Origin of the sequence: Pseudomonas sp. ATCC PTA-122608 (assembly GCF_001952855.1) — a bacterium.
GTDB lineage: Bacteria > Pseudomonadota > Gammaproteobacteria > Pseudomonadales > Pseudomonadaceae > Aquipseudomonas.
The window spans coordinates 492,848-517,352 of record NZ_LPNO01000035.1; the positions used below are offsets into that span (position 1 = coordinate 492,848).

At 61.3% G+C, this 24,505-nt stretch carries 28 protein-coding genes and 1 pseudogene; 14 read left to right on the plus strand and 15 right to left on the minus strand.

Annotation, left to right across the window (positions count from 1 at the left end; all coding sequences use genetic code 11):
* The first annotated feature begins 183 nt into the window (after positions 1–183).
* Positions 184–732: a DUF924 family protein gene (locus AU074_RS25480; RefSeq protein ID WP_076017064.1), complete on the plus strand. Its 549-nt coding sequence runs from the start codon at positions 184–186 to the stop codon at positions 730–732.
* Here AU074_RS25480 and AU074_RS25485 read toward each other — a convergent pair.
* On the minus strand, positions 729–2,159 hold the full coding sequence (locus AU074_RS25485) for a hypothetical protein (protein WP_076017065.1): 1,431 nt from the start codon (positions 2,157–2,159) through the stop codon (positions 729–731). The two genes, AU074_RS25480 and AU074_RS25485, sit on opposite strands and share 4 nt — an antisense overlap.
* A gap of 171 nt (positions 2,160–2,330) precedes the next feature.
* Here AU074_RS25485 and yfcF point away from each other — a divergent pair, with 171 nt between their 5' ends.
* Positions 2,331–2,963 (plus strand): glutathione transferase, encoded by a 633-nt coding sequence (gene yfcF, locus AU074_RS25490; protein WP_076017066.1) that lies wholly within the window; start codon positions 2,331–2,333, stop codon positions 2,961–2,963.
* A 33-nt stretch (positions 2,964–2,996) separates the two neighbouring features.
* Positions 2,997–3,728, plus strand: a complete 732-nt coding sequence (locus AU074_RS25495) for a GntR family transcriptional regulator (protein WP_076017067.1) — start codon at positions 2,997–2,999, stop codon at positions 3,726–3,728.
* Between the two features lie 15 nt (positions 3,729–3,743).
* Here AU074_RS25495 and AU074_RS25500 read toward each other — a convergent pair whose 3' ends face one another.
* A complete protein-coding gene (locus tag AU074_RS25500) occupies positions 3,744–4,007 on the minus strand; it encodes a hypothetical protein (RefSeq protein ID WP_076017068.1) in 264 nt (87 codons plus the stop codon).
* A 143-nt stretch (positions 4,008–4,150) separates the two neighbouring features.
* Here AU074_RS25500 and AU074_RS25505 point away from each other — a divergent pair, with 143 nt between their 5' ends.
* Complete coding sequence (locus tag AU074_RS25505; protein WP_076017069.1) at positions 4,151–4,795, plus strand: ATPase; 645 nt, start codon at positions 4,151–4,153, stop codon at positions 4,793–4,795.
* Between the two features lie 31 nt (positions 4,796–4,826).
* On the plus strand, positions 4,827–5,168 hold the full coding sequence (locus AU074_RS25510) for a hypothetical protein (RefSeq protein ID WP_076017070.1): 342 nt from the start codon (positions 4,827–4,829) through the stop codon (positions 5,166–5,168).
* A gap of 173 nt (positions 5,169–5,341) precedes the next feature.
* On the opposite strand, the gene AU074_RS25515 is transcribed toward AU074_RS25510, so the two are convergent.
* Both AU074_RS25515 and AU074_RS25520 read right to left on the minus strand, forming a co-directional pair.
* On the minus strand, positions 5,342–6,091 hold the full coding sequence (locus AU074_RS25515) for a creatininase family protein (RefSeq protein WP_076017071.1): 750 nt from the start codon (positions 6,089–6,091) through the stop codon (positions 5,342–5,344).
* Positions 6,092–6,177: 86 nt separating this feature from the next.
* Positions 6,178–6,891: a murein L,D-transpeptidase catalytic domain family protein gene (locus AU074_RS25520; protein WP_076017072.1), complete on the minus strand. Its 714-nt coding sequence runs from the start codon at positions 6,889–6,891 to the stop codon at positions 6,178–6,180.
* 37 nt (positions 6,892–6,928) lie between these two features.
* Here AU074_RS25520 and AU074_RS25525 point away from each other — a divergent pair, with 37 nt between their 5' ends.
* A complete protein-coding gene (locus tag AU074_RS25525) occupies positions 6,929–8,494 on the plus strand; it encodes a murein L,D-transpeptidase (RefSeq protein WP_076017073.1) in 1,566 nt (521 codons plus the stop codon).
* Here AU074_RS25525 and AU074_RS25530 read toward each other — a convergent pair.
* Together AU074_RS25530 and AU074_RS25535 are read right to left on the minus strand one after the other, a co-directional pair.
* The gene (locus AU074_RS25530; RefSeq protein ID WP_076017074.1) at positions 8,491–8,991 is read right to left on the minus strand and encodes an AAA family ATPase; all 501 of its coding nucleotides are present in this window, start codon (positions 8,989–8,991) and stop codon (positions 8,491–8,493) included. The genes AU074_RS25525 and AU074_RS25530 overlap by 4 nt on opposite strands.
* A gap of 45 nt (positions 8,992–9,036) precedes the next feature.
* A complete protein-coding gene (locus AU074_RS25535; protein ID WP_076017075.1) occupies positions 9,037–10,095 on the minus strand; it encodes an alginate lyase family protein in 1,059 nt (352 codons plus the stop codon).
* Between the two features lie 130 nt (positions 10,096–10,225).
* Here AU074_RS25535 and dapF point away from each other — a divergent pair, with 130 nt between their 5' ends.
* From dapF to AU074_RS25560, 5 genes and pseudogenes are all read left to right on the plus strand, one after another.
* Positions 10,226–11,059, plus strand: coding sequence for a diaminopimelate epimerase (dapF, locus tag AU074_RS25540; protein ID WP_076017076.1), 834 nt, complete (start codon positions 10,226–10,228; stop codon positions 11,057–11,059).
* Positions 11,056–11,565 (plus strand): GNAT family N-acetyltransferase, encoded by a 510-nt coding sequence (locus tag AU074_RS25545; protein ID WP_076017077.1) that lies wholly within the window; start codon positions 11,056–11,058, stop codon positions 11,563–11,565. Before dapF ends, AU074_RS25545 begins: the two co-directional genes overlap by 4 nt.
* A 52-nt stretch (positions 11,566–11,617) precedes the next feature.
* Positions 11,618–12,847 (plus strand): YgcG family protein, encoded by a 1,230-nt coding sequence (locus tag AU074_RS25550; protein WP_076017078.1) that lies wholly within the window; start codon positions 11,618–11,620, stop codon positions 12,845–12,847.
* Between the two features lie 122 nt (positions 12,848–12,969).
* Positions 12,970–13,496: pseudogene (locus AU074_RS25555) on the plus strand (N-acetyltransferase family protein).
* Between the two features lie 45 nt (positions 13,497–13,541).
* Positions 13,542–13,754, plus strand: coding sequence for a hypothetical protein (locus AU074_RS25560; RefSeq protein WP_076017152.1), 213 nt, complete (start codon positions 13,542–13,544; stop codon positions 13,752–13,754).
* 10 nt (positions 13,755–13,764) lie between these two features.
* Here AU074_RS25560 and AU074_RS25565 read toward each other — a convergent pair whose 3' ends face one another.
* Together AU074_RS25565 and AU074_RS25570 are read right to left on the minus strand one after the other, a co-directional pair.
* Positions 13,765–14,190, minus strand: coding sequence for an N-acetyltransferase (locus AU074_RS25565; protein WP_076017079.1), 426 nt, complete (start codon positions 14,188–14,190; stop codon positions 13,765–13,767).
* A 47-nt stretch (positions 14,191–14,237) separates the two neighbouring features.
* Complete coding sequence (locus AU074_RS25570) at positions 14,238–14,954, minus strand: hypothetical protein (protein ID WP_076017080.1); 717 nt, start codon at positions 14,952–14,954, stop codon at positions 14,238–14,240.
* 205 nt (positions 14,955–15,159) lie between these two features.
* On the opposite strand from AU074_RS25570, the gene AU074_RS25575 reads away from it, so the two are divergent.
* Positions 15,160–16,146 (plus strand): NAD-dependent epimerase/dehydratase family protein, encoded by a 987-nt coding sequence (locus AU074_RS25575; protein WP_083676727.1) that lies wholly within the window; start codon positions 15,160–15,162, stop codon positions 16,144–16,146.
* On the opposite strand, the gene AU074_RS25580 is transcribed toward AU074_RS25575, so the two are convergent.
* From AU074_RS25580 to AU074_RS25590, 3 genes are all read right to left on the minus strand, one after another.
* Positions 16,064–16,468, minus strand: a complete 405-nt coding sequence (locus AU074_RS25580) for a MerR family transcriptional regulator (RefSeq protein ID WP_076017081.1) — start codon at positions 16,466–16,468, stop codon at positions 16,064–16,066. The two genes, AU074_RS25575 and AU074_RS25580, sit on opposite strands and share 83 nt — an antisense overlap.
* 31 nt (positions 16,469–16,499) lie before the next feature.
* Positions 16,500–16,991: a GNAT family N-acetyltransferase gene (locus AU074_RS25585; RefSeq protein WP_076017082.1), complete on the minus strand. Its 492-nt coding sequence runs from the start codon at positions 16,989–16,991 to the stop codon at positions 16,500–16,502.
* A 220-nt stretch (positions 16,992–17,211) separates the two neighbouring features.
* Complete coding sequence (locus AU074_RS25590) at positions 17,212–18,627, minus strand: cytosine permease (protein WP_076017083.1); 1,416 nt, start codon at positions 18,625–18,627, stop codon at positions 17,212–17,214.
* A 250-nt stretch (positions 18,628–18,877) separates the two neighbouring features.
* On the opposite strand from AU074_RS25590, the gene AU074_RS25595 reads away from it, so the two are divergent.
* Positions 18,878–19,789, plus strand: coding sequence for a LysR family transcriptional regulator (locus AU074_RS25595; RefSeq protein WP_076017084.1), 912 nt, complete (start codon positions 18,878–18,880; stop codon positions 19,787–19,789).
* A gap of 117 nt (positions 19,790–19,906) precedes the next feature.
* Here AU074_RS25595 and argE read toward each other — a convergent pair whose 3' ends face one another.
* The 4 genes from argE to AU074_RS25615 are packed head-to-tail and all read right to left on the minus strand — an operon-like array spanning position 19,907 to position 23,508.
* A complete protein-coding gene (gene argE / locus AU074_RS25600) occupies positions 19,907–21,052 on the minus strand; it encodes an acetylornithine deacetylase (RefSeq protein ID WP_076017085.1) in 1,146 nt (381 codons plus the stop codon).
* Positions 21,049–21,726, minus strand: coding sequence for a DUF1028 domain-containing protein (locus tag AU074_RS25605; RefSeq protein ID WP_076017086.1), 678 nt, complete (start codon positions 21,724–21,726; stop codon positions 21,049–21,051). Before AU074_RS25605 ends, argE begins: the two co-directional genes overlap by 4 nt.
* Positions 21,727–21,742: 16 nt before the next feature.
* Positions 21,743–22,153: a RidA family protein gene (locus tag AU074_RS25610; RefSeq protein WP_076017087.1), complete on the minus strand. Its 411-nt coding sequence runs from the start codon at positions 22,151–22,153 to the stop codon at positions 21,743–21,745.
* 23 nt (positions 22,154–22,176) lie between these two features.
* A complete protein-coding gene (locus AU074_RS25615; RefSeq protein WP_371916651.1) occupies positions 22,177–23,508 on the minus strand; it encodes a flavin-containing monooxygenase in 1,332 nt (443 codons plus the stop codon).
* A gap of 195 nt (positions 23,509–23,703) precedes the next feature.
* Here AU074_RS25615 and AU074_RS25620 point away from each other — a divergent pair, with 195 nt between their 5' ends.
* Positions 23,704–24,501 (plus strand): helix-turn-helix transcriptional regulator, encoded by a 798-nt coding sequence (locus AU074_RS25620; RefSeq protein WP_076017089.1) that lies wholly within the window; start codon positions 23,704–23,706, stop codon positions 24,499–24,501.
* Positions 24,502–24,505: the final 4 nt, after the last annotated feature.

The window sequence follows — 24,505 nt, forward strand, 5'->3', positions numbered from 1 at the left end:
CCAGCATCCCGAAGCTGTCGTTCAGCGAGCCGATAAAGTTCCAGATCGCCCCCTTAAACCTGGGCAAGGCGTAGGATCATCCACACTACTTGTGTACGGTGGAAACACTCAGACACCTTCCGAAACTTTATAGGTGTTGTTTAAAGTGATGATGAACTGTGTGGCGTGAGCGAGGAGAGGCTTGTGACGACTATCGAAAATGGAGCGCTGGCTGTTATTGAGTTCTGGAAACAGGCGGGGCCCAAGCTCTGGTTCGCCAAGGATGAAGGGTTTGACCGGCGTTTTCGCGAGGCTTTCTACACCGTGCATTTGCAGGCGGCCCGGCGCGAACTGGAGGGCTGGATGCAATCACCTGAAGGTGCGCTGGCGTTGCTGTTGCTGCTGGACCAGTTCCCGCGCAATACCTTCCGGGGCACGGCGCATATGTTCGCCACCGACCCGCTGGCGCGCCTGTATGCGCGGCAGATGGTAGAGGCGGGGATGGACACGTTGATCGAAACCCCGCTGCGGGCGTTTTGTTATTTGCCGTTCGAGCATTCTGAAGACCCCGAGGATCAACAGTTGTCGCTGGCGCTGAACAAGGATCTCGATGCCAATACCTATCGCTGGGCCAAGGAGCACGCCCGCATCATCGAGCGGTTCGGGCGCTTTCCTCATCGTAATGAGGTGTTGGCTAGAGCCACGACAGAAGAGGAGCGGGCGTTCCTGGAGGACGGTGGATTTTCGGGCTAGGCCTCGGGTTCAGCCACTAAGTCTCTGACGCCCGCCTGACGAAAACGTCGAACGCCCTTGAGGTCAATCGCCCAACGCAGCGCTTCAGTTGCTGACGGACGTTCGCCATGGGTAATCGCCGCCTCATCGGTGGTCAGTCTGCCAAGGTAGCCCTGCTTGCCGCCGCGTTCACTCCAGTAGTGAGTGTGGCTGAGCCAGGACCTGGCGAGCCAGCCTTTCCATTTGCCCACGGTGACCGGCAGATCCAGCACACCGGGGCCCATCACCGGGCTGACCGGGCCGCCGACGATGTCGCCAAACAGGCCCAGGGACGCGGGGAAGTAGAGGTTGGTCCAGCGGGTCACGGCGAAGGCCGCGGCATGGTGCAAGTACAGGGGTGAAAATGGGCGGCCGCCCACGGTGAACGGAAGCCGGCCGCTGTAGCCGTAGCCCTTTTCGTCGAGCGTAGGCGGGCACGCAGGGACTTCGCGGCGCTCGATGCGGCGCTTGAAGTCGCTCACGCTGCGGCCCAGCAACAGGCTGGCGTGGGCCATCGGGCTGCCGAGGGTGACCAGGTCGGTGATGCGCCACGGGTTGCCGAGGTTGCGTTGTTCGATAAAGGCTTCGGCCTGCTGCTCGCGAAACCTGAGGAGGCTTTGGAGGCGGCCATCGAGGGCGCTTCCGGCCTTTGGCAGCGTGTCCTGCACCACTGGCTGCAGTCGCTCGTGGTTGGCATAGCGGGCGGCGAGTTCCGGGTTGTTGGGGTGCAACTGGTCGTGATGCTCATGCCACAGATAGCCGACGATGTCGTAGGCAATCACGCTGCCCAGGCTGTGGCCGACGACGATGATGCGGTCGTAATCACCCTTGTCGTGCAGGGCGCGCAGCAGGTCGACGCCGTCGGCGCGGATCTGTTCGCGCACCACCACGTTTTGCGGGTTGGGGCTCAGGTAGCGGGCGGCGTCGCCGAGGTACGACAGCGCCGAGTACTTCAGGGCCAGGCCGATCACCGCCAGCAGCACCGGGATCAGGGCAAAGGGGTTGTCGCTGTGGGGGAACCGGCCATACAGCGTCGCCAGGGTGCCGCTGACCAGCAGTCCAAGCAGGGCCAGCAAGGTCCAGCGGGTGGCGCGCCAGATTGGCACGATAGCGGTTGGAATGTCCCGGCGCGGGCGCTTGAAAATGTCCCAGAGCCAACTGAGCAGATGCCCGACCTTGGTGCCCTGCATCTTGTGGGCCCAATAATACTCGTAGAAATCGGTGGTGTTGCGGCCCGCCGACTTCAATACGCGCAAATCGAAATTGCGCGAAAACCGGTCGGGTTTGCTCCAGTAGAAAGGCTTCGCCTCGGGGGTGTCCGTCGGGATCACTGCTTCCACGAAGCCGCGCAGGGTGTCCATCGGGCGCTGCTCGCCGATGCCGTGAATGACGACTACCGCTTGTTTCATCTTTTGATCGTTCCTTGATCTGTTTTTCGGAGCGTTACGGGCGGGGTGCAAAGGGCCATAGTATTGCCATTATCGATGGTATTCCAGCCAGGAATGCCCCCATAAAAACCGCGCATTTCATTTGCGCGGCGCGATCTCGTAGTGTGGTGCTCCCACCAAGGAGATGTCGCCGTGAACCATCGCCCGCTGAGCCTGTACGTTGACGCCCACTTCACCAGTCCCTACGCGATGTCGGCGTTCGTGACCCTGCGGGAAAAAGGCCTGGAATTTGAACTGATCACCCTGAACCTCGACACGGCCGAGAACCAGACCGAAGCGTTCGCTCAGTTGTCACTGACCGGGCGCGTACCGACCCTGGTGCAGGGTGAGTTTGCGCTGTCCGAGTCGTCGGCGATTACCGAGTACCTGGAAGAGGTGTTCCCGCAGGTGCCGGTGTACCCGGCCGAACCCCGCCAGCGGGCGAGGGCGCGGCAGGTGCAGGCGTGGCTGCGCAGTGACTTGATGCCGATTCGGCAGGAGCGCTCGACCCTGGTGGTGTTTTACGGGCTCAAGGGCGAACCGCTGTCGCCCGTTGCTGAAGCGGCGGCGCACAAGCTGATCAGCGCGGCACAGGCGCTGTTGGCTGACGGCCGCGAGTACCTGTTCGGCGAGTGGTCGATTGCCGACGTGGACCTGGCCGTGATGCTCAACCGGCTGATCCTTAACGGTGACAGCGTGCCCGCCAACCTGGTGGCGTACGCCCAGCACCAATGGCAACGGCCTTCGGTCCAGGAATGGGTCAAGCAGGCACGACCGTCGCTGTAGTCACCTTCTCAATTACTAAGTGAATCCTGGTCCATGAATATACTGTCGAGTGACTCCCGCCTGCCGTTGTATCAGCGTTTTCGGGATCATCTGATTGAGCAGATTGCCAATAATCACTGGCGTGCCGGTGCGGCCATTCCTCCCGAAGCGGTGCTGTCCACCCAGTACCAACTGTCTACTGGCACGGTGCGCAAAGCGATCGAGGCATTGGTGGGTGAAGGCATTCTGGAGCGTCAGCAAGGCCGCGGTACGTTTGTGCGCCGTCCGAAGTTTCAGTCGTCGTTGTTCCGGTGTTTCCGCTTCCAGGGCCCGGGCGGCGAATGCCAGTTGCCGCAGAGCCGGATCCTGTCGGTCAAACCGGTGAAGGCGCCGTTGTCGGTGAGCGAAGTGCTGGGGTTGGCCCCGGATGCGCCGGTGATTTGCATCGTGCGCGTGCACGTACTGGACACGGGGCCAGTGCTGGCCGAAGAAATCTGGCTGCCCCGCGCCCGGTTCCAGGCACTGCTGGACGTGGACCTGACCCGGCAGGGCTTGTTGCTGTACCCGACCTACGAAGAAGTCTGCGGGCAAGTCGTGGCGTCTGCCGAGGAAGCCCTTACCGCCGAGTCCATAGATGACGTGTGGGCGCGCTGGCTGCAGGTGCCGGTGGGCAGCCCGGTGATGGTGATCGAACGGCTGGCCCGGGATTACGCTGGTCAACCCCTGGAGTTGCGACGCGGTCGTGGCCACGCCGAACATTTCCGTTACCGCGTGGATATTCGCTGAACGGGTAGCGCGGCGCTATTCGGCTTCCAGCAGCACCAACCAGGTCTGCACCACCCGGCGGTCAAGGTCTTCCCAGTCGGCCATGCCCAGCACCCGGGTGGTGTTCAAACCGCGCAAGTAACCGCGTAGTTGCTGGGCGATGGCGTAGATCACTTCAGGTTCTGCGGCGTTATCCAGCAGCACGTCCTCATAATCGACCAGGTAATCGGCAACCCGCTCGCGAAACTCCGGCAGCACGGCTTCACGGATGCGATCGAAGGTTTTCTGGTGGGGCTTCATAGGCGTTCCTTATCATTTTGTGTGAGGCGGCCTGCACGACACTATTGCTCTAGATAATAGTCACCATCAAGTATTGCGAGTTCTGTTTTTCTGAAAAAGGAGGACAATTGCCATCATTGAACATGCTGTGTAAGGACGCTGCGATGAGGACTTTTACCGGATGGGCGCTGATGGCGCTGCTGATGAGCTCAATGGCTGCCTCCGCGTCGGCAGTGGCGGGCGGGCTTCAAGCCAGCCATCTGGCGCCAATCGTCGCCAGCCCGGTCGGTTTGCAGCGTTCGCAATCGGTGGGCGTGCTCTACAGCGACAACACCCTCGACAACCTGCAGTACCTGGGGCGCTATCACGACATGGCGGTCAATGGTGCCAAGGACCAACTGGACGAGCAGATCCGCCGGGCCTTCGTCGACAGCTCCGACCCGGACCTGGCGATTGACTGGCTGATGACGTCGTTGCGGCACACCTTTGCTTCAGTCACCCGCTACGACAACCTTGATGCGCTGTTGCAGGCGCACCCGGATGTGGTGGTGATGCTCGACACCTACAACCAGTTGCTGACTCAGCACAATGATTTGGTGGAGGCGCGGTTTGTGGCCAAATTCTATGACCTTGACCTGCAATACATCGCCAAAGCCGAGGGCTCGATGCAAATGCACTTGCCTAATGTGTGGGTACATGACAAAACGGCGCCCCAGATCGCTGCACAGATTGGGCAGCAGCGCGACGTTCAGCTGAATGCATTGAAACAGTTCGATGCCTCGCTCAAGGCGCTCGTCGCCGCAGGCTAACGCCCACTTCGTTTATTTTTCAGGAATTTCTATGCGCTTGTTGTTCGTGCCAGCGATGGCTTCTGCTGCTTTATTGACGGCGGGCTGCGCGTCTGCCCCCAACGCACCGACCCTGACGCTGCAAACCAGCAAGTCTCCCGATGCGTATGTTGAGTGCGTGGTGCCCAAGTTCGAGAAAAACGGCATGACCTCCACGGTCACGCAGAACTCTCGGCATGCGCGGATCGTGGTGAGCAGCAAGATCGCCGCCGACAACATTCTGGAAGTCTACAAAGCGCAGGACGGCGGCAAGGTGTTCTTGTATGAGCGCAAGCCGGTGGCGTCGCCGTTCAAGCCTTCGCGTTTCGAGCATGCGGCGCGGGATTGCCTATAACCGAATGGCGCCGGTCTGTCGGCTGGCGGTGATCTAATGTGGGAGCTGTCGAGCCCCAGCGAGGCTGCGATGGCATCGCTGCGGTCTGACAGTGACACCGAGGTGATCCCATCGCAGCCTGGCTAAAGCTCGACAGCTCCCACAGTTGATCTTCATTGTCTTGAGCGAATCATTCAGCTCGGCTTTGGCTCGCTGCTGAACGTCTCGACCGCCTTCACCAGGCCCTTGGCCGCCAACGCCACCAACTCACCACCTTTTTGCGGGGTGGCCAGTGCCGGGTCCGAACCCATGCGCCCATCCGGGAAACGTGCACGGAAGTCGCGGGCTTCGCGGATCGGGCCGGTGTTGGCGATTTGCGGCGAGTAGTCAGCCGACTTGATCGAATCCGGGTAGGCCCATTGGGTCACGGCGATCTCCGACGGCGTGGCATGGCTGCCATGGCCCACCGGGAACTGCTGGTGCGCCAGCTCGCTCACGCCTTCCAGGTCCCACCAGTTGCACAGCTTCAGCGCATAACCTGACGGGCGACCGGTAAAGCTGGCTTCGGCATACAGCTCGGAGAACGCCGCTTCGATCGAGGCGATGTTACCGCCGTGGCCATTGAGGAACAGGATCTTCTCGAAACCATGGCCCGCCAACGAACGCACCCAGTCGCCGATCGCGGCGATAAAGGTCGAAGGGCGCAGGGAAATGGTGCCGGGGAAACCCAGGTGGTGTTGGGCCATGCCGATATTGAAGGTCGGGCCGATCAGGATGTCGGCATTCTTTTGCGCTTCATGGGCGATGATTTCGGGGCACATCCAGTCGGTGCCCAGCAGGCCGGTGGGGCCGTGTTGCTCGTTGGAGCCGATGGGAATCACGATGCTGCGGCTGCGTTCCAGAAACTGGCCAATCTCGATCCAGGTGGATTGATGTAAAAGCATTTCAGGTTCTCTCTCTCATCAAGCCCAGGAACACGGTGGAGTTCCTGGTGGCATGAGCCGCATGGTGCACGGCAACGGCGAGACCATCAACCGCCTTTGACGGTACCGGCACTCGCCATCTGGCGTGGCTTGCAGTTCAGGTACGCCGAGGACTTCAGCCAGCGCTGGTCGGGGTACCAGGAAAACATGAACTGGCCATCCTTGAGCTTATCCACCACTTGGCGCGCCACTTGCGGGCGCACCGCCGGGCAGCCCTGGCTGCGGCCGATGCGGCCTTCGCGCTTGCTCCACAAGGGGCTCACGTAGTCGGCGGCATGAATCACGATGGCACGGTCCCGCGCACGGTCATTGAAGCCCGGCTCCAGGCCGTCCATGCGCAACGAGTAGCCATGGGCGCCTTCGTAGCTCTCCTGGGTGCGGAACAGCCCGATACTCGATTGGTAGCTGCCTTCACGGTTGGAGAACTGGGTAGCGAAGTTTTCCCCGGATTTTTGTCCGTGGGCCACCAGGTCCCGCAGCACTAATGTCTTCTTGCGCAGGTCGAAGATCCATAGGCGACGAGCGGTCGAAGGTTGGGAATAGTCGATAACCGCCAGCCGGTCGGACTGTTCGATGCCATTGCCCACCGCGCATTGCATGGCGCTCAAGGCACTTTTCAATACGTCGGGGTTGAGTTCTGGAGCGGCGTGGGCGAGGCTGCTATACAGAGTAAGAGGTTTACCCGTGTCTGCGAGCGCAACGGTGCTCAGCGAGGCAAAGGTCGAGATGATCAGGCCGAGTCGGCAGCAAAAGGTCAGCATGTATAGAGCATCTCCGCCGTGGATGGGAGCTAAGCGATTGTTCAAAAAACACGCATGTTACTTGAGCATTTGCCTGCTCGTTGCACCGCTGGTCGCGACAGCCGAAGACCTGCTGGTGGTCTCGCCGGCCCCGGTGCAACTGGCGCTCTCGCAATTGCCGAGTGTTTGCCCAGGCCTTACCGGGCAAATTGATGCCCCTTCCCAGGCGCGCCTGCAGGCTTTTTATCAGCAGCAGGGCGACGTGGTGCTCTGGTCCGAGGGCGAGCGCCGCAGCGCGTTGCAAGCCCAATTGCTGATGCTGGCCGATGACGGTCTCGACCTCGCTCACTATAGACTGCCCCCGGTAGATGCCACGGGGAACGTGCTGTGCAGCGACATCGGCACCAGCCAGCAATACTTGCAAGCCCTGCAGGATCTGCATTTCGGTCGCTTGCAGCAGTCGAGCTTCGAGCCCGTCTGGCATTCGCAACCACCGGCCCTTGACCCCGACACCCAACTGCTGGCGTTGGCCGGGCCGGGTTTGCAGGACATCGCCCAAGCCTTCGACCAGGCCCGCCCGAGCGCGCCGTTGTACCTCAGCCTGCGCAGCGCCTATGCCGCCTTGCGCCAACAACCGTTGCAGCATTGGGAGGCGGTAGCCAGCGGCCCGCTGTTACGTCCGGGCATGGATGATTCGCGGGTGCCGCAACTGGCGCGGCGCATGGTCAATGGCGGCTACCTGGCCAGCCCTTCTTCGGGGACGCAATACCGGGGCGAGTTGGTCAACGCGGTCAAGACCTTCCAGCAAAGCCATTCCCTTCAAGCCGACGGCGTGATCGGCCCCGGCACCGTCACCGAATTGAACATCAGCCCGGCGATTCGTCGCGAACAACTGCGCATCAACCTTGAGCGGTTTCGCTGGTTGTCCCGGGACATGGAGCCCGATGGTGTGCTGGTGAACGTTGCGGCGGCGCAATTGAGCTTCTACCAAGGCGGTGTGCCTGTGTGGCAAACCCGGCTGCAAGTCGGCCGCGCCGACCGCCAGACGCCGTTGCTGAAGTCGCGCATCACCCGTCTGACCCTGAACCCCACCTGGACCATCCCGCCCACCATCATGCGCGAGGACAAGCTGCCGGCGATCCGCCTCAACCCCGAATACCTGCGCCAACAGAACCTGCAAGTGCTCGACAGCCAGGGCAACCCACTGGCGCCGGAGCAGGTCGACTGGTCGCACCCCGGCAACATCCTGCTGCGCCAGGGCGCCGGCCCGCGCAACCCGCTGGGCCGGATCGTGCTGCGTTTTCCCAATCCGTATTCGGTGTACCTGCACGACACACCGAGCCAACCGCTGTTCTCCAAGGGCCCGCGGGCCTTCAGTTCGGGGTGTGTGAGGGTTGAGCAGCCACTGCTGCTGCGGGACTTGCTGGTGAGCCCGGCGGAGAAGATCCGCACCGAAGAACTGCTGGCGACGGAAACCACCCACGAATTCCGGCTCGCGACACCAGTGCCAGTGTTGTTGGGGTACTGGACGGTGCAGGTCGATGGCCAGGGCGCATTGCTGTACGCGCCGGATATTTACGGGCGGGATCCGGTGTTGATGAAGGCGATGGAGAGTGCGCTCTAAACGCTTAGCTGCGCGTTGATCATCGTCAGCGCCTGATCGGGCGACAAGTGCGCGGTATCGACAGTAAATGGCGACTCGGCCCATGGCTCGTATTCATGGGCCAGGACAGACTGCCAACTGGGCGGAGTAAGCCCTGGAATGTCGCTGGTGCGTGATTCCACGCGGCGTTGATGTTCCGGCGTGTCGGAGCAAATCACCTGGATATTCACCAGCGGCTTACCGGCGCGTAGAGCGGTGTCGCGCCACGCCTGACGACTTTCAGCCACCGGGTTCACGCAGTCAGCGACAACCGTGTGGCCCAGCAGAAGATTGCTCAACGCCAGCGCATTGGCCACCTGATAGCCGCTGCTGCCCACGCCTTGCTCCAGAACCCCGGCATCCCGGATGGCCTGCTCGATGGTATCGATGCGCAGGTAAACGGCACCGGTCTGCACAGCAAGGGCCTTGGCAATCGTGGTCTTCCCGGTGCCGGGCAGGCCGCTGAACACAATAAGCATCGTCGATCCTTCGAATGGGTGGGGCGGGCCAGTCTAACGGGTCACTCACTTCAAATAACAGGCGCTGATCCAGTCCGAAGGCTTGGGTGAGAGCTGTTCGGCCACCGGCAAATACCGCGCGTCCAACTGCGCTGCCAGCCAGTACAGGGTATTGCTGCTCTTGGGGTTCCACTCGCCGCTGTAGCCCGGTTCGCCGATGCGGGCACGGTCCCTGTCGAACTGCACGTGGGTGTTCACGAATTCTTCGTGGCTGCGCTGGCCTTTGGCATATGGCGCCAGCCAGTCCAGTGCCTCGCTCAGCGAGCCGCCGTGGGACGCGGTGAAGTCCAGCCAGTTGCCGCCAATGCCGTAGGGCTTGGCCGCCAGCGCCGCTTGAACCAGCGGCTCCAGGTCGTAGACCACGTAGTGCAGGGCGTCACGGTCGTGGAAGTCGGTCACCGAACCGTCGGGCAGCACATTGTCGGTGATCTGTTGCTGGAACAGCTTGAAGGCCTCTTCCAGCATCTCGCGGTCGCCCAATGCGGCGGCGGCTACCGTAACCAGCTTCACGCGGTGGCTTTGCCAGTTATTGGTGTTGGTGGCCTTCTTGGCACCATGGAACTGCTTGATGCGTTCGATATAGCCATTGCCCAGGTTGGTCAGCAGCGCGCGAGTGGCGTCGCGGGTCTGGGGGCGCAGATCGCTGGCGGTGAGCGCGTAGGCGTTCATCAGCATATCGAGGTTGGTTTCGTCGATCGGGTTGAAGTCCGGCTGATAGGTGCTGGCCCACGCGCTGAGGTAGTCATCCACTTGCTTGAGATAGCCCGTGTCGCGGCTCAGGCGCCAGGCCAGGGCAGCCTGGCGCATCACCGGCCAATCCTTCTCGGCGGCGATGCTTTGCTCGCGAATGCCGTGGTTGGGCAGCGTGCCTTCGGTGTGCAGATGGGGCAGGGCGTCGGGTTGGTCGCCGAGGTGGCGCTGGGCGGCGGCCAGGAGCGACTTGGAGGTCGGATTCGAGGTGACGGGCTGGCAGGCACTCAGCACCTGGGGCGCAGCACAGGCGGCTTGGGCGAACGAGGCGAGCAGCGCGGCCAGGGCCACGGTTTTCAGAGGGCGTTGTAGCATGCTGTTCCTCAGGGATGGATTGACCCGGACGGGGCAAAGTCACGCTACCATGCCCGTGACGAGTATTTGATGAAATACCCGCCAGCCCTCTATCCTTACAGGGCTTGCCCGGTCTAGAAAAGGACGCCCCATGACCTTGCAGTTCGTGAAAATGCACGCCCACGGTGATGACTTCGTGGTGATCGACCGACGCGGCCAGGATGACCCGATCACCGCGCACATCGCCCGCCGCCTGGGGGATCGCCATCGCGGCATTGGCTTCAATCAATTGGCCGTGGTGCTCGATTGTGCTGACGCCGCCGCCCGCATCACATTCTGGAACCCCAACGGCACGCCGCTCGACACCTGCGGCAGCGCCACCCGTGGGGTCGCGGACATGCTGATGCGCGAAGCCGGCACCGCTACCATCGTGCTGCGAACCAACCGGGGGCTGCTGACCTGCGTGCGCGAATCAGGGCAGCGGGTGTCGGTGGACATGGGGCGGCCGTCATTAGGCTGGGAAGAGATTCCGCTGGCGCAAGCGATGGCCACCGAATGCTTACCGCTGAAGGGCGACCCGGCGGCGTGCAGCATGGGTAACCCGCATTGCACCTTCTTTGTCGATGATCTGGCGGCGGTCGATATCGCGGCTCTTGGGCCGTCACTGGAAACCCACCCGCTGTTCCCCAGCAAGACCAACGTGCATTTCGTGCAAGTGCTGGATCGCAGCCATATTCGTCTGCGGATCTGGGAGCGTGGCGGCGGCATCCCGCAGGGCTCGGGTTCGTGCTGTTGTGGTGCGGTGGTCAACGGGATTCGTCGCGGGCTGCTGGATGACACCGTCGACGTGCAATGCGATGGCGGTACCGTGACGGTGCATTGGGATGGCAGTGGTGGTGTGGTGCTGACCGGCGCCGTACAAACGACGCTTCACGGCACCGTTGCCGATCAGCTTTTGCAGACGCTAGCGCACGAAATCTCATGAGCCCCGTCACTGTTCGCCCCCTTAAATACGACGACAGCCTGCAAATGCTCACCACCCTGATTCACCAGGCGTATGCGCCCCATGCGGCCCAAGGCCTGCGTTATTGGGGCACCCATCAAACTGTAGCCGACACCGCCACCCGATTTGCCTCGGGACTTGGCTTTGTCGCCGAAGTGGCAGGGCAGATCGCTGGAACCATCACCTTGCGCCCGCCACAACCTGAATCACCGGCCGCGCTTTATCGGGATCCCGAGACCTGGAGCATCAGCCAGTTCGCTGTGGCGCCGTCACACAAAGGCTGTGGCATTGGGCTCGCCCTGCATGAACATGCACTGGCGGTAGCGTTGTCGAACGGCGCCAGGCGGATGGCACTGGATACCGCCGAGCCGGCCAAACCATTGATTGCCCTGTACCGCCGATGGGGCTACCAGATCGTGGGCGAGCAGGATTGGCGACCGCATACCAATTACTTGAGTGTGTTGATGACCCGCTCGTTGCGGGCGTGATAGATAAGCTAGAGTCAGGGCTTTAAGGATGAATGGTTTGGGTAACCCATACATGGTGATATTTCCACGGCGATCCTTGCTCGGCCTGTTGGTCGTTTTTCTGGTGGGTTGGTTTTGCATGGTCTCGGCCCACGCCGAAGACACTGCGCCACCCGACCTGGTCAAGGTGCCCCTGGACCGGCGCGTGATCGACCTGACCCACACCCTCGACTCCGCCACTCAATCCCGCATGACGGCGCTACTCGCTGGCCTGGAACAACGCAAGGGCGCCCAGGTGGCGGTGATGCTGCTGCCGAGCACCGATGGCGTGGGCATCGAGGACTTCGCCAACCAACTGTTCCGTGCCTGGAAACTGGGGCGCAAGGACGTCAACGACGGCATCCTGCTGCTGGTGGCGAAGGACGATCGCAAGGTTCGGATCGAAGTCGGTTACGGCCTGGAAGGCGTGGTCACCGACCTGCTGGCCCACCGCATCATCGAAGAACACATCACCCCGGCGTTTCGCCAGGGCGATTACGCAGGCGGCGTGCAGCAGGCGGTGGATGACCTGACGCTACTGGTGGACGGCGGCAACTTGCCCGAGGTGGCCAAGGCCGGTTTTCCGCCTGAAGCGTATGCGGTGCTCCTGGCGTTCATTTTTGGCGGGGTGGTCGGGGTATTGATGGGGGCCGAAAAACTCCCTTGGCGCCGGGCCCTGATGGCGGTGGTCGTTGTCACCGTGGTGCTGGTCGCGGTTGCGGGCGGCAAAGACTGGCCGGTCTATTTGCTGTTGCTGCCACTGTGCATGTTGATCGGTGGCGCTACTTTCGGCGCGTTGTGGCAGGCGAGGGCGGCGTTTTACAGCGTGCTGGTGCTGTTGGGCTATATCGCCGGCGTGCTGCTGACCGATAATTTCGTGCGCGAGATATCCCTGATCCACTGGCTGGCTTATCCATTCGCAGGGCTGCTGGTCCTGGGCCTGTATCTCGGCCTGTTCCTGGTGATGAAGAGCATGTGGCAAGAGAGCCAGGTTAGCTTTTTCGTGCGGCTGGTGGCGGTGCTGGTGGTGTACGGGATCGTCGGGGCATTGATTGAGAAGGGCACCACGGGATGGCTGCTGGCGTTCCCATTCGCCTCGTTTGCGGCGCTGTTCATCTTTGCCCATGGTATTAGCGGCGGGTCGGGATCGGGGTCGAGTTCGGGCGGGGGATCGAGTTCCTCCAGTTCGGGCTCCAGTTCCAGCAGCAGCTCATCGGGTAGCGGCGGTTCCAGCGGCGGGGGTGGTGCGTCGGGGAGTTGGTAAGACTCCCCCCGGAATTTAATCGGGCTGGTTAGCAATCCAGCCCTTGAAGCTGAGAGTCGCGTAGAACAGATGTGCAGTTGTGTTAAAACATTGCCCTTCCTGATGATGAGAGCGCCCATCGAATGCTCCCCGACATACTTATCCGCGATGCACTCCCTGAAGATGCGTTATGCATTGGCGTGCTGGGCATGCAGGTTTTTCTCGATACCTACGCCACCGAAGGCATTCGCGACTCCATCGCCGCCGAGGCGCTGCAAGCGTTTTCTCCCCAGACAATCTCCGCGCTGATTGCTCAGCCGGGCACGGCCATTATCGTCGCTGAATCCAACGGGCATCTGGTGGGGTTTGCCCAGGTGGTGATGAATGCCGACCATGAGCTGATCTCAACGCCGAACGCCGCCGAGTTGCAGCGACTCTACATCCAGGAACGGTTTACCGGCCTGGGCCTCGGGTACCGCTTGCTGCAAGCGGCTGAGCAGCGTGCCGGGAGGGCGGTGCATCGTTGTTGTGGGCGACGGTGTGGGTCGGCAACGAGCGGGCGCTGGGGTTTTATCCGCGGCGTGGTTATGAGCTGTTGGGCGCGCCGACTTACACGTTTCAGAATGAGAGCCATGAAAATCGGCTGTTTGGTAAAAGGCTTGGGGTTTAGCCGCCAGAGATCGAGTGAGCAATTTTCCATTGGAGGAGCAGGATGATGGCTGAGGGATTTGCACTCGAAAAGGTGGCCTATCTGGAATTTCAGCGCCTTCTGAAAACCGGGCATTTTGCGCATCAGCGCACCGGCCAAGCGTTCTACAACCACTTCAACTTGCACCGGCTTTCGGATCAACAAGCGCTAGCCGGGTTATATGCGGCGGATGGACGTCAGGCGATAAAGCTGATTGAGCGTATGTTCGTGATCGAGTGAAGTAAGTCCCTCAGAGCGTTTTGCTCAGGAACACCCGGCTGCTGCCTTCCGGGTTGCAAGGGATCTCACCAAAACGCACCCAGCCATTCTTCTCGTAAAATTCCGGGGCCTGGAAACTGATGGTGTACAGCACCGCCGAGCGGCAGCCACGGTGACGGGCTTCATCTTCGAATGCCTTCAGCAACGTTGTACCCAGGCCTGAGCCACGCAGCGCCTTGGGCAGATGAAACAGATCGAGAAAGGCCATGCCAAGAGTGGTTTTGCCGGTGATCCCGCCGAGGACTTCACCGGTGTCGGGATCTTTTATCAGCACCGTCAGCGGGCGCCGATCATTGGAACCGGTGATGTGTTCGTTGAAGGCGGCAAGGCCGCTGCCGAGGATGCGCTCGGCCTCGGCATTCGGCTGGTCACCTACTTCAATCAGATGCGGTGTCATCACGTTGTACTCCTTGGGGCATGTCACGCTTCAAACAGGTCGCGGGATTACCTCACCTGCATGATTGTCATCTGCTTGCCAATGTCGTCGCTCTGGTCGGTGCTGGCGTGGTAGAAAAAACCATAGTCAACCAGGTAGTAGTAATGCTGCATCGGGGCCGGCGGCAGGTTTTCACGGGGCTGGCGGCAGCTCAGGGCCTTGGCGTTGCCACTCAAGCTGGGGTTTAACTGACTGGCAGAAACCTCATTGTCGATCGTGCAAACCGTCTTCCATGTGCTATCCATCAAGGTCCCGAGGTAGGTGTTACTGAGGGTTTGCCGGCGGGTATAGCTGACTTGACTGCCCACGTTCAATTGCTTCCAGTCGCCTTCAAAATTCAGGCTGCCGACCAGGGTGGTGGTTTGCGCACTCTTGTTCGACTCGCTGCTGGAGAGCGTCAGCAGGCCGCGCCAACTGATTTGACGCCCGCTGTGACCGTTCTCGGTGTAGTTGATCGCCAACTGGCCAGTCGCCGGGTCGGGGGCTATAAACGACTCGATACGTTCTGGTTTCGAGGTTTTGAGGTAGATAGAGGTGCCTGTCAGATCCAGGTAGCTCAGCGCCTTGCTCGGCGTCGGCATCTGCAACTGCTCGATGCTCTTGATCACGGCTGGGTTGATGTCGGGCAGTTTATGGGTCGTGACATCGCCATGGCTGACGCGGGATGTGGGGGTGGAGCAGGCGCTCAGGGCGAGGCAGGCGAGGGGCAGGATCAGGCGTTGCACGGGTGTCTCCGTTGAGTCCGTTCGGGGGAGGCGCCGGGGGCGCGTAAATAGGCGCACAGCATAGCGCCTGGGCATTGCAGGCGTCAGCGTTGTTTGATCAATGTTTGTTCCCTCTCGCCTGCTTGACTCTGTCCCGCGGGGCAGACTTTAGGCTGTTTTCCAGGCGAAGGAGGAGTGCAATCCTCCCGCGAAATGGAGATTTGGTATGCGATGTCTGGTGACGGGCGCGAACGGGCACCTGGGGAATAATCTAGTCAGGGCACTGCTGGAACAGGGTCACACCGTGCGCGCCGGCGTGCGCAACACAAACAATCGCGCACCGTTCGCCGGGCTTGATTGCGAGTTGGTCTACGCCGAGTTGCAGGATCAAGCTTCCCTGCTCAAGGCACTGGAAGGTGTCGAGGTGCTGTTTCAAGTGGCAGCGGTGTTCAAGCATTGGGCCCGAAACCCGGCGCTTGAAATCATCGAACCCAACGTCCAGGGCACCCGTTGTGTCTTGGAGGCCGCTGCCCAGGCGGGCGTCAAGCGGGTGGTGTATGTCAGCTCTGTGGCCGCGGTTGGCCATGACGGCACTGCACTGGACGAGGAATGCTGGAATAACGAGGCGCAAAATGCCTACTACCTCTCCAAGATTCTCTCCGAACAAACGGCCTGGAAAACAGCTGAAGCATTGGGCCTGTGGATGGTCTCGGTGCTGCCGTCCGCGATGGTCGGGCCAAATGCGGAACGGTTGACCGACACCATGGGTTTTTTGCAGTCGGTACAGCAACGCAAACTGCCGCTGGATCCGGGGTTTCATTTCAACTTCGTGGATGTGCGGGACGTGGCCGACGGATTGATCCTGGCGGCGGAGAAGGGGCGCCCGGGTCAGCGCTATATCCTGGCCAACGAGCACTCATCGTCACTGGCGGATCTGCTTGATGTGCTTGCGAGCGACTACCGCCGACCTCCATCCGCGCCTCGCTGGCTACTGATGGCGGTTGCGTGGTTTCAGGAGCGACGGGCGCAATGGACAGGAATGCCTGCGCAGTTGCTGCTCAGCCAGGTTCGTCTGTTCCGGGGTGTTCGCCAGGAATACAGCATCCTCAAGGCAAAAACCGAGTTGGGTTTCAACCCTCGGCCGCCTGAAGCGGCATTGCGGTCGGCGTTCGCTTACCTGCAACGTCGAACAGTGCGTTCATCTCACCTTTGAGCGCCACCAGATGCAGATCCAGCGCCTGCAACTGCGCGATCTTTTCCTGGACTTGCTGGCGCTTCAAATCCACCGCCTCATTTGCCAGCGCTAACGGAAAAGCCTTCAGTCGATTCTTGGCGGCGATCAGCGGCCCCATCTCTGCCAGCTTGAAACCGGCCACCTGCGCCTTGCGGATCAGGTGCACGATTTGCAGATGGTGCGCGTTATAGAGGCGGTACCGGCCTTCCCGCTGGGGTTCATTGATCAGCCCCAGTTGCTCATACAGCCGGATAGCTTTTGGTGTGCAGCCTGTGAGCTTGGCGAGTCGTCCGATGAACATAAGCAAAATCCTTTTCCTGAAGCAGCCAATACTAGATATCCATCACCATCTCATGCCACGCCATCCCGCCATGGTCAGACGCCGACGGCTGCACATAGCGATAGCCCATGCGCTTATACAGCTCCACATGGCGGTCCTTGCACATCAGGTGGATGGTCTTTTTGCCCATCGCCTGCATGCGCTGGATAAACGCCTCCATCAAGCGCGTCGAGTAGCCCTTGCCTTGCTGGGCGGGATCCACCACCACCGACATGATCACCACATTCGGCGCGTCGGCTGAATGCCCTACCAACTCCTTGAAGGCCTCATCCGACATCACCACTTCATCGGCGCAACCGCAGTTGATGAAACCGACCACAACGCCATCCGCCTCCAGAACCAGAAAGCCTTGCGGGTACAGCGCGATGCGCGTGGCGATCTTTTCCAGGGTGGCGGCTTCGTCGCCTTCGTAGGCCGAGATTTCGATCTCGTAGCAACGGTTGGCGTCGGCGTGGTTGGCGTTACGGAAGGTGAGGGCGGGCATTGGGTTACCGGAGAAATTGAACGACGGCCCCATGATAAAGAAAGAACACCCCGACAGCACCGCCGAACACAAAACCCACCCACACCCCCGCCCCCCTGTGGGAGCCGTCGAGCTTTAGCGAGGCCGCGATGGCGGCCTTCCTGACACGACCAAGACTCGCCAAGCCCTATAACGAGAAAACCCGCAAATGCGGGTTTTCTCGTAACTGAGCCAGGCTCTTTTAAACCCCACCCACCAACTTCCCCCCCTCCAACCGGCGCTTATACGCACTGTCCCGACTCGCCAACCAGAAATACAGCGGCGACGTCACCACCAACCCCACCAACCAGGACAAATCCGCCCCATTGATGTGCTCTGAAATCGGCCCGACATACAGCGGCGTATTCATAAACGGAATCTGCACCACAATCCCCACCGCATACGCCACCAGCGCCTGAGGGTTGTACCGCCCGTAAATCCCGCCATCCACGCGAAAGATCGAACCAATATCGTACTTGCCCTTATGGATCACATAGAAGTCGATCAGGTTGATCGCCGTCCACGGCACCAGTACCACCAGCAGCACCAACACCATGTCCACGAAGTGCCCGATAAAATCCTTCGAGGCAAACACCGCGGCAATCGAACACGCCGCCAGCACCAGTACCGAGATCACGGCACGCGCCTTGGCGGTCGGGATCCAGCGGTAGGCAAAGGTCTGTACCAGGGTGATCAACGACAGCACGGCGCCGTAGAGGTTGAGTGCGTTATGGCTGATCACGCTGAGCAGGAACAGCAACAGCATCAGTGGCCCAATGGAGCCAGTCGCCAGTTTGACCGCGTCCATGGTGTCCATGCCCACCGGCGTAGCCAGTACCGCAACCGCACCAAAGATGAACGACAGGCTGGAACCGAGCACGGTGCCCAAATAGGTGGTCCAGAACGTCGACGCCACCGGCACATCCGCTGGCAGGTAGCGGGAGTAGTCAGAAACGTACGGCGCAAACGCGATCTGCCACAGCGCGGCCAGCGACACGGTGGCCAGCCAGCCGGAGATGTTGAAGTTGCCGCGGGTCAGGAAGTCGGCCGTCTGCACATGGGTGAAGATGTAGCCGAAACCCAGCACGATGCCCGCGCCCAGCACCCAGGTGCCGATGCGGTTGAGTACGTGGATGAAGCGGTAGCCGATGATGCCGATGATGCCCGAGCCGATGGCGCCGATGACGATGCCGACTGGCACCGGGATCGCGTCGACCACGCCATGCAGGGATTTGCCCGCCAGCACGATGTTGGAGGCGAAGAAGCCGATGTACATCACGCCGGCGATTACCACCACCAGCAGTGCACCGAGGGAGCCGAACTGGGCGCGGCTCTGGATCATTTGCGGGATGCCCATTTGCGGGCCCTGGGCCGAGTGCAGCGCCATCAGCACGCCGCCGACCAGGTGGCCGACGAGGATGGCGATGATGCCCCACACCAGGTTCAGGCCGAACAGTTGCACGGCCAGCGCGCCGGTGACGATGGGCAACGGCGCGATGTTGCCGCCGAACCACAGGGTGAACAGGTCTCTTACCTTTCCGTGGCGATCTTCCGGGGGCACGTATCCAATCGTGTGTTTTTCGATAAGCGGGGCGGAGGATGTTGCAGTGGTAACCATGACGAGCTCCAAGGCAAGGTGAGTACGTTGACGTACTTCGCTGGGCGGCGCGTGTGCGTCGCTTTTGTTGTTGGAGTGATCATGTGCAATGGTCACGGGTAGGTAAATTAGTAAGTTTGTTGCTATAGACCTTAAAAATAATATCTCGCGGCGTTTTTTGCTCCGGTATGTTGCATGGACTTGAATCGTCAAAAAAAGCGGCTGTTCTTGCACGTGTTTGGGGCGAAATCCCACGTTTCTGGAGGTCCCGATGGCTGCCTATAATCTGCGCCAGCTCAAATATTTTGTAACCACCGCCGAGTGCGGCAGCGTGGCCGAGGCCTCGCGCAAGCTCTATATCGCGCAACCGTCGGTGTCGACGGCCATCAAGCAGCTGGAAGACAGCTTTGGCGTGCAGCTGTTTATCCGCCACCACGCCCAAGGCGTGTCGCTGACGCCGAGCGGTGCACGGTTTTACCGCAAGGCCCTGGAGCTGCTGCGGGTAGCCCATGAATTCGAGCAGAACGCCCTGGCAGACAACGACGTGGTGGCGGGGCAGATCGATATCGGGTGCTTCGAGACGGTGGCGCCGCTGTATCTGCCGCGTTTGATTGCCGGCTTCAAGCAGCGCTGGCCGGGGGTGGAAATCCGCCTGCGGGACGGTGAACAGCAGGAGCTGGTGCAGGCGCTGACCGCCGGCAGTATCGACGTGGCGATGCTGTTTGAGCATGACCTGGGCAGCGCCATCGAGACCACACCGTTGATGCCGCCGCAGCAGCCCTACGCGTTGTTGCCGGCGGATCACCGGTTTGCGCAGCAGGCCAAGGTGTCGCTGGCGGATTTGGTGCTGGAGCCGATGATTCTGCTGGATGTGCTGCCGAGCCGGACGTACTTCGTGAGCATCTTTGAAGAGCGTGGGCTGACGCCGAATATTGTCTTCAGTTCGCCGTCGATCGAGATGGTGCGCGGGATGGTGGGGCGCGGGTTTGGCTTTTCGATTCTGGTGACCAAGCCGTTTTCCGAGTACTCCTATGACGGGCAGAAGCTGGTGTGTGTGCCGTTGGCGGAGACGGTGACGGGGTCGGGGTTGTCGGCGGTGTGGCTAAGGCGGGCGCCGCTGACCAAGCCGGTGCAATTGTTTGTGGAGTATTGCCGGGAAGAGCTGGCGCGGTTACTTGGGTAAAACACAGAGCAAAATGTGGGAGCGGGCTTGCTCGCGAAAGCGGTGGATCAGTCCATACATCGGGTGACTGTCACACCGCATTCGCGAGCAAGCCCGCTCCCACATTTGGCCCGCGTTTCAGGCGCGAATCGAGTCGAGCATGCGCAACAGCATGGCATCGCAACCCTTCAGTTGCTCCACACTAACAAACTCATCCGGCTTATGGCCCTGGTCCATGCTCCCGGGCCCGCACACCACTGTGGGAATGCCCGCCGCATCAAACAACCCACCCTCAGTTCCGAACGCGACGGTGCCAAATTCCCGCGAGCCGCAAAACGCCGCAATCAGCTCAGCCGCCTGGCTACGCTGGTCGGTGGCCAGCCCTGGGTACGCCGACAATTCACTAAACCGAATCGCACTCTGCCGGCTCACCGCTTGCATACGCGGCAACACCTGCTGCATCGCATACGCCTGCAGTTCCTCAGCCACTTCCCCCGGGTCCATCGACGGCAAGGCGCGCACTTCAAAGTCGAAGCGGCAATCCGCCGGGACGATATTCAGCGCCTTGCCCCCGGAAATCACCCCGGTTTGCACGGTGCTGAACGGCGGGTCAAAACGCTCGTCCTGATGCACCTTGAGGCGCTGGCCAATCCGCCCCAGCTCACCAATCAACTCCGCCGCATACTCGATCGCATTCACGCCCTGAGGCGCATACGCCGAATGGCACGCCTCGCCATGCACTTCGCAGCGCATGGCGAGCTTGCCTTTATGGCCCAGCACCGGCTTCAGCTCGGTGGGCTCGCCGATAATGCACAGCAGCGGTTTCACCGGCCATTGCTCCAGCACCTTGAGCAGCGAACGCACCCCAAGGCAGCCGACTTCCTCGTCGTAGGACAGGGCGATATGCACCGGCATCCGCAGGTCTGCGTTCACCAGCGACGGCACCAGCGCGAGCACGCAGGCGATGTAGCCCTTCATGTCCGCCGTGCCGCGGCCATATAACTTGCCGTCGCGCTCGGTCAGGGCAAATGCGGGCAGTGTCCAGGGTTGCCCGTCCACCGGCACCACGTCGGTGTGCCCCGACAGCACAATCCCGGGCACATTCGCTGGGCCAATGGTCGTGAACAGATTGGCTTTGCTGCGCTCATCGTTGTAGATCAGCTCGCTGGCGACACCGAAACCCGCCAGGTAGTCGCGCACGCACTCGATCAATTGCAGGTTGGACTCGCGGCTGGTGGTATCAAACCCCACCAGCGTCTGCAGCAATTCGCGGCTGTTGCTCATCGTTCGTCTCCGGCCACGCCGTAGCCCGGTGAACGGTCCGGGGCCAGGGCGCGGTCGATGTAGTCCTGCACCTGTGGGCGATAGGCGTCCCACAACTTCTGCAGTTCGCCTATCGGGTTCTCATCGGCCCAATCCACCCGCAGGTTGATGATCGGCCAGGTCAGTTCGCCCACCACCACAACCGCTGCCGAATGCACCGGGCCGGCCTCGCCACCGGCGGCGATGGCGGCATGCATGGCGGCCAGCAGGCGATCGGTGAGTTGGCCTTCGCCCTGTTCAAATGCGTTGACCATGGCCTGGATCACCGAGCGGTCGGCGAGCATATTGCCGGCCGCGACGCACTGTTCACCCGACACCGCGTTATGGGTGCCGAGGGTTTCGCTGCCGCTGAAATGCACGGTGCGCCCCAGGTGATCAATCGCCGTCAGTTGCCGGTATTGGCTGTAGCCGTTGCGGGTGAGTGCCTTGTCCACCGCGTCGGCGGGCTCCAGGCCTTGCTCCAGCAGGTCGAGTACATCCGGGCCTAGAGCGGGCAGGGTGATGTTCTGGGTCGAGACCGCACCCACGCCGGGCCGCAGCCAGGGGCAGCGGGCGCCCACGGCGATGCTTGAGGAGCTGATGGCAATGCCCATCTGGCCGGTTTCCGCGCAGCGGGCGACGATTGAAAAGGTCATGTCGTGCCTCCTTGGGTTACTCGGGGATGACTGCAATCACGTCGATTTCCATCAACCACTGTGGCTGGCCCAGGGCCGACACCACCAACCCGGTGGAGATCGGGAACACGCCCTTGAGCCACTTGCCGACTTCCTGGTACACCGGTTCGCGGTAGCGCGGGTCGATCAGGTAGGTGGTGGTCTTGACGATGTGGCTCAGGTCGCTGCCGGCTTCTTCCAGCAGTTGCTTGACGTTCTTCATCGCCTGTTCGGCCTGGGCGCGCGGGTCGCCGAGGCCCACCAGCTTGCCGTCGAAATCGGTGCCCACCTGGCCACGTACATACACCGTGTTGCCGGCGCGTACGGCCTGGCACAGGTCATTGTCCAGGCTCTGGTTCGGGTAGGTTTCCTTGGTGTTGAACATGCGGATGCGAGTGTGAGTAGGCATCAAAAAACTCCAGAAAAAAGTGATCAGGCGCTGACAGGTGAGGTGTGAACAACCGGTGCGGGTTCGCGGTACTCAAGGTATTGGCGCTGGATGGCGATATGGTCGGCCACGTACTTGGCGTCATGCCACACGCCCCAGATAAACGACGAGCCCCGGCGCGACTGCCATGGCAAACCAAGGAAGTAGATGCCCGACTCGCTGGCCACGCCGCGCTGGTGCTGCGGCTTGCCGGCGGCGTCAAATGCATCGACCTTCAGCCAGCTGTAATCCACGGCAAAGCCGGTGGCCCAGATGATTGAGGTGATACCGGCCTTGGCCAGGTCCAGTTCCAGAATCGGTTGCTTGATGCACTCGGCATCGGGAAACACGCGACGTGCTTCGGGCTCTGGCGGCAGGTCGAGGCCGTTGCGTTCGATGTAGGTATCCGCTGCATCCAGCAGGGCCAGGTAGTTCTCATCACCGCGGGCGAGGTTTTCCACCAGGTTGGGCTGGAAGCGGGCGACGCTGCCGTCGAAGGATTGGGTCAGGCCGACCAGGGTCATGCCTTGCTGGGCCAGCTCGCGGAAGTCGATGGTCTTGCCGCCGTGGGCGCCGCTCACCGCGATGGTCACGTGTTCGCGGCCGGGTTTCATCGCGGCCTGGTCCCACTCGCCCAGCACCCCGAGCCACCAGCAGAAATCGCGGTTGCGATAGGCGCGTGGTGGGCGGTCGTGAGCACCGACCGACAGGTACACCTGGCGCCCGGAGCGTTGCAGTTCATCGGCGATCTGCACCCCGGAGGAGCCGGCGCCCACCACCAGCACGGCGCCGGCCGGCAGTTGCGCGGGGTTGCGGTAGTCGGCGGAGTGGATCTGGTGCAGCGTGGAGCTTTTAGGCGCAATGGCCGGAATCACCGGCTTCTGGAACGGCCCGGTTGCCGCGACCACGCGGTTAGCTTCGATCACGCCTTCGCTGGTGTGGATGGTAAAGCCTGGACGACCGACATTGCGCACCACGGAGGTCACGTCCACGCCGGTGCGAATCGGTGCATTGAACTTGCGTGCATAGGCTTCGAAGTAGTCCGCCACGCGCTCTTTTGGCGCAAAGCCATCGGGGGCGACGTTATCGAAGGCCAGGCCCGGAAAACGGTCATGCCAGGCCGGGCCGTTGGCGACCAGCGAATCCCAGCGGCCGGTGCGCCAGCGCTCGGCGATACGGCTGCGCTCCAGCACCAGGTGCGGCACGCCTTGTTTGCTCAGGTGCTCGCTCATGGCGACGCCAGCCTGACCGGCTCCCACTACCAGCGTGTCTATTTTTGTTATTGCTTGAGTCATGTGTCTGTCCTTGCGTAATGCAGTTGGATTCAGCTTGGGCATGGGTTCAAGGCTAGGGGGAGGGCGGTTTTTAATAAAATATTATTAAGCTGGGAAGTGAGCATAAATATCGGATGCAGGCTCACCCTATCGGGTGATTTCGAGGATGGGGCGGGTGTGTAACCATCCTGGCAGTTCTTTCAGCGAGTGTTTGAAGTGGAAAACGACCGGCTTTCTTCTGCGCAATGGTTCGAACAGATGGCCCGGGTGACCGACAGCATCGGGCAATCGGGGTTCGCCGCGACCTTGTTCGAGGCCCTCGGTTATCTCCAGCCGATTCAGGCCACGACGCTGTATTTCTACCCGCGAGGCGGCATGCCCAGTGCGTTGTTTGAGCTGGAAGGGCCATGGTTGCCACAAGGCAATGTGCGCCAGTACCTGTCGGGGTTCTATTTGCTCGACCCGTTTTACGGGGCCTGCGTGGAAGGCGTCAGCTCCGGGTGCTACGACCTGGCCGACGTCGCTCCCGATCACTTCGAACTCAGCGAGTACTTCCAGTCGTTTTACCGGCACTCCCATCTGGAAGATGAGCTGAACTACATCCTGCAGTCGAGCAACGGCTCGAGCCTGGCGGTGTCACTGGCCTTTACGCAAAAGCTCGACGCCGCCACCACCCAGCAGTTCAAGCGCATCGCCCCGTGGGTGCTGGCCATGCTGGGCAAGCATTTCGTAGGCCTGGATGCCCACGGTGCGCGTTTCGAGAACCTGCTGGAGCAGCGCATTCACTCGGCGCTGAACAACTTCGGGTCGTCGATATTGACCGAGCGTGAATGCCGGATCGCCCAACTGATCCTGCGTGGGCATTCCACCCGCTCGTTGGCCGAGCGCCTCGACGTCTCGGAAGACACCATCAAGTCCCACCGCAAACACATCTACACCAAGCTCGATATCGGCGCGCAATCAGAACTGTTTGCCTTGTTTATCGACTCGTTGGCCGAAGCCCAGGGCGTCCTGAGCAAAGACCCCCTCGAAAGCTACATGAGCAAGCACCGCTGAGCGG

Coding starts and splice junctions, on each gene's coding strand:
- AU074_RS25535 (WP_076017075.1), bottom strand. CDS start 10,095: ATGCTACAACGCCCTCTGAAAACCGTGGCCCTGGCCGCGCTGCTCGCC.
- AU074_RS25560 (WP_076017152.1), top strand. CDS start 13,542: ATGGCTGAGGGATTTGCACTCGAAAAGGTGGCCTATCTGGAATTTCAG.
- AU074_RS25515 (WP_076017071.1), bottom strand. CDS start 6,091: ATGCTTTTACATCAATCCACCTGGATCGAGATTGGCCAGTTTCTGGAA.
- AU074_RS25620 (WP_076017089.1), top strand. CDS start 23,704: ATGGCCCGGGTGACCGACAGCATCGGGCAATCGGGGTTCGCCGCGACC.
- AU074_RS25605 (WP_076017086.1), bottom strand. CDS start 21,726: ATGACCTTTTCAATCGTCGCCCGCTGCGCGGAAACCGGCCAGATGGGC.
- AU074_RS25550 (WP_076017078.1), top strand. CDS start 11,618: ATGGTGATATTTCCACGGCGATCCTTGCTCGGCCTGTTGGTCGTTTTT.
- AU074_RS25485 (WP_076017065.1), bottom strand. CDS start 2,159: ATGAAACAAGCGGTAGTCGTCATTCACGGCATCGGCGAGCAGCGCCCG.
- AU074_RS25510 (WP_076017070.1), top strand. CDS start 4,827: ATGCGCTTGTTGTTCGTGCCAGCGATGGCTTCTGCTGCTTTATTGACG.
- AU074_RS25595 (WP_076017084.1), top strand. CDS start 18,878: ATGGCTGCCTATAATCTGCGCCAGCTCAAATATTTTGTAACCACCGCC.
- AU074_RS25580 (WP_076017081.1), bottom strand. CDS start 16,468: ATGTTCATCGGACGACTCGCCAAGCTCACAGGCTGCACACCAAAAGCT.
- AU074_RS25585 (WP_076017082.1), bottom strand. CDS start 16,991: ATGCCCGCCCTCACCTTCCGTAACGCCAACCACGCCGACGCCAACCGT.
- AU074_RS25520 (WP_076017072.1), bottom strand. CDS start 6,891: ATGCTGACCTTTTGCTGCCGACTCGGCCTGATCATCTCGACCTTTGCC.
- dapF (WP_076017076.1), top strand. CDS start 10,226: ATGACCTTGCAGTTCGTGAAAATGCACGCCCACGGTGATGACTTCGTG.
- AU074_RS25565 (WP_076017079.1), bottom strand. CDS start 14,190: ATGACACCGCATCTGATTGAAGTAGGTGACCAGCCGAATGCCGAGGCC.
- AU074_RS25575 (WP_083676727.1), top strand. CDS start 15,160: ATGCGATGTCTGGTGACGGGCGCGAACGGGCACCTGGGGAATAATCTA.
- AU074_RS25500 (WP_076017068.1), bottom strand. CDS start 4,007: ATGAAGCCCCACCAGAAAACCTTCGATCGCATCCGTGAAGCCGTGCTG.
- AU074_RS25495 (WP_076017067.1), top strand. CDS start 2,997: ATGAATATACTGTCGAGTGACTCCCGCCTGCCGTTGTATCAGCGTTTT.
- AU074_RS25610 (WP_076017087.1), bottom strand. CDS start 22,153: ATGCCTACTCACACTCGCATCCGCATGTTCAACACCAAGGAAACCTAC.
- AU074_RS25545 (WP_076017077.1), top strand. CDS start 11,056: ATGAGCCCCGTCACTGTTCGCCCCCTTAAATACGACGACAGCCTGCAA.
- argE (WP_076017085.1), bottom strand. CDS start 21,052: ATGAGCAACAGCCGCGAATTGCTGCAGACGCTGGTGGGGTTTGATACC.
- AU074_RS25590 (WP_076017083.1), bottom strand. CDS start 18,627: ATGGTTACCACTGCAACATCCTCCGCCCCGCTTATCGAAAAACACACG.
- AU074_RS25505 (WP_076017069.1), top strand. CDS start 4,151: ATGAGGACTTTTACCGGATGGGCGCTGATGGCGCTGCTGATGAGCTCA.
- AU074_RS25530 (WP_076017074.1), bottom strand. CDS start 8,991: ATGCTTATTGTGTTCAGCGGCCTGCCCGGCACCGGGAAGACCACGATT.
- AU074_RS25615 (WP_371916651.1), bottom strand. CDS start 23,508: ATGCCCAAGCTGAATCCAACTGCATTACGCAAGGACAGACACATGACT.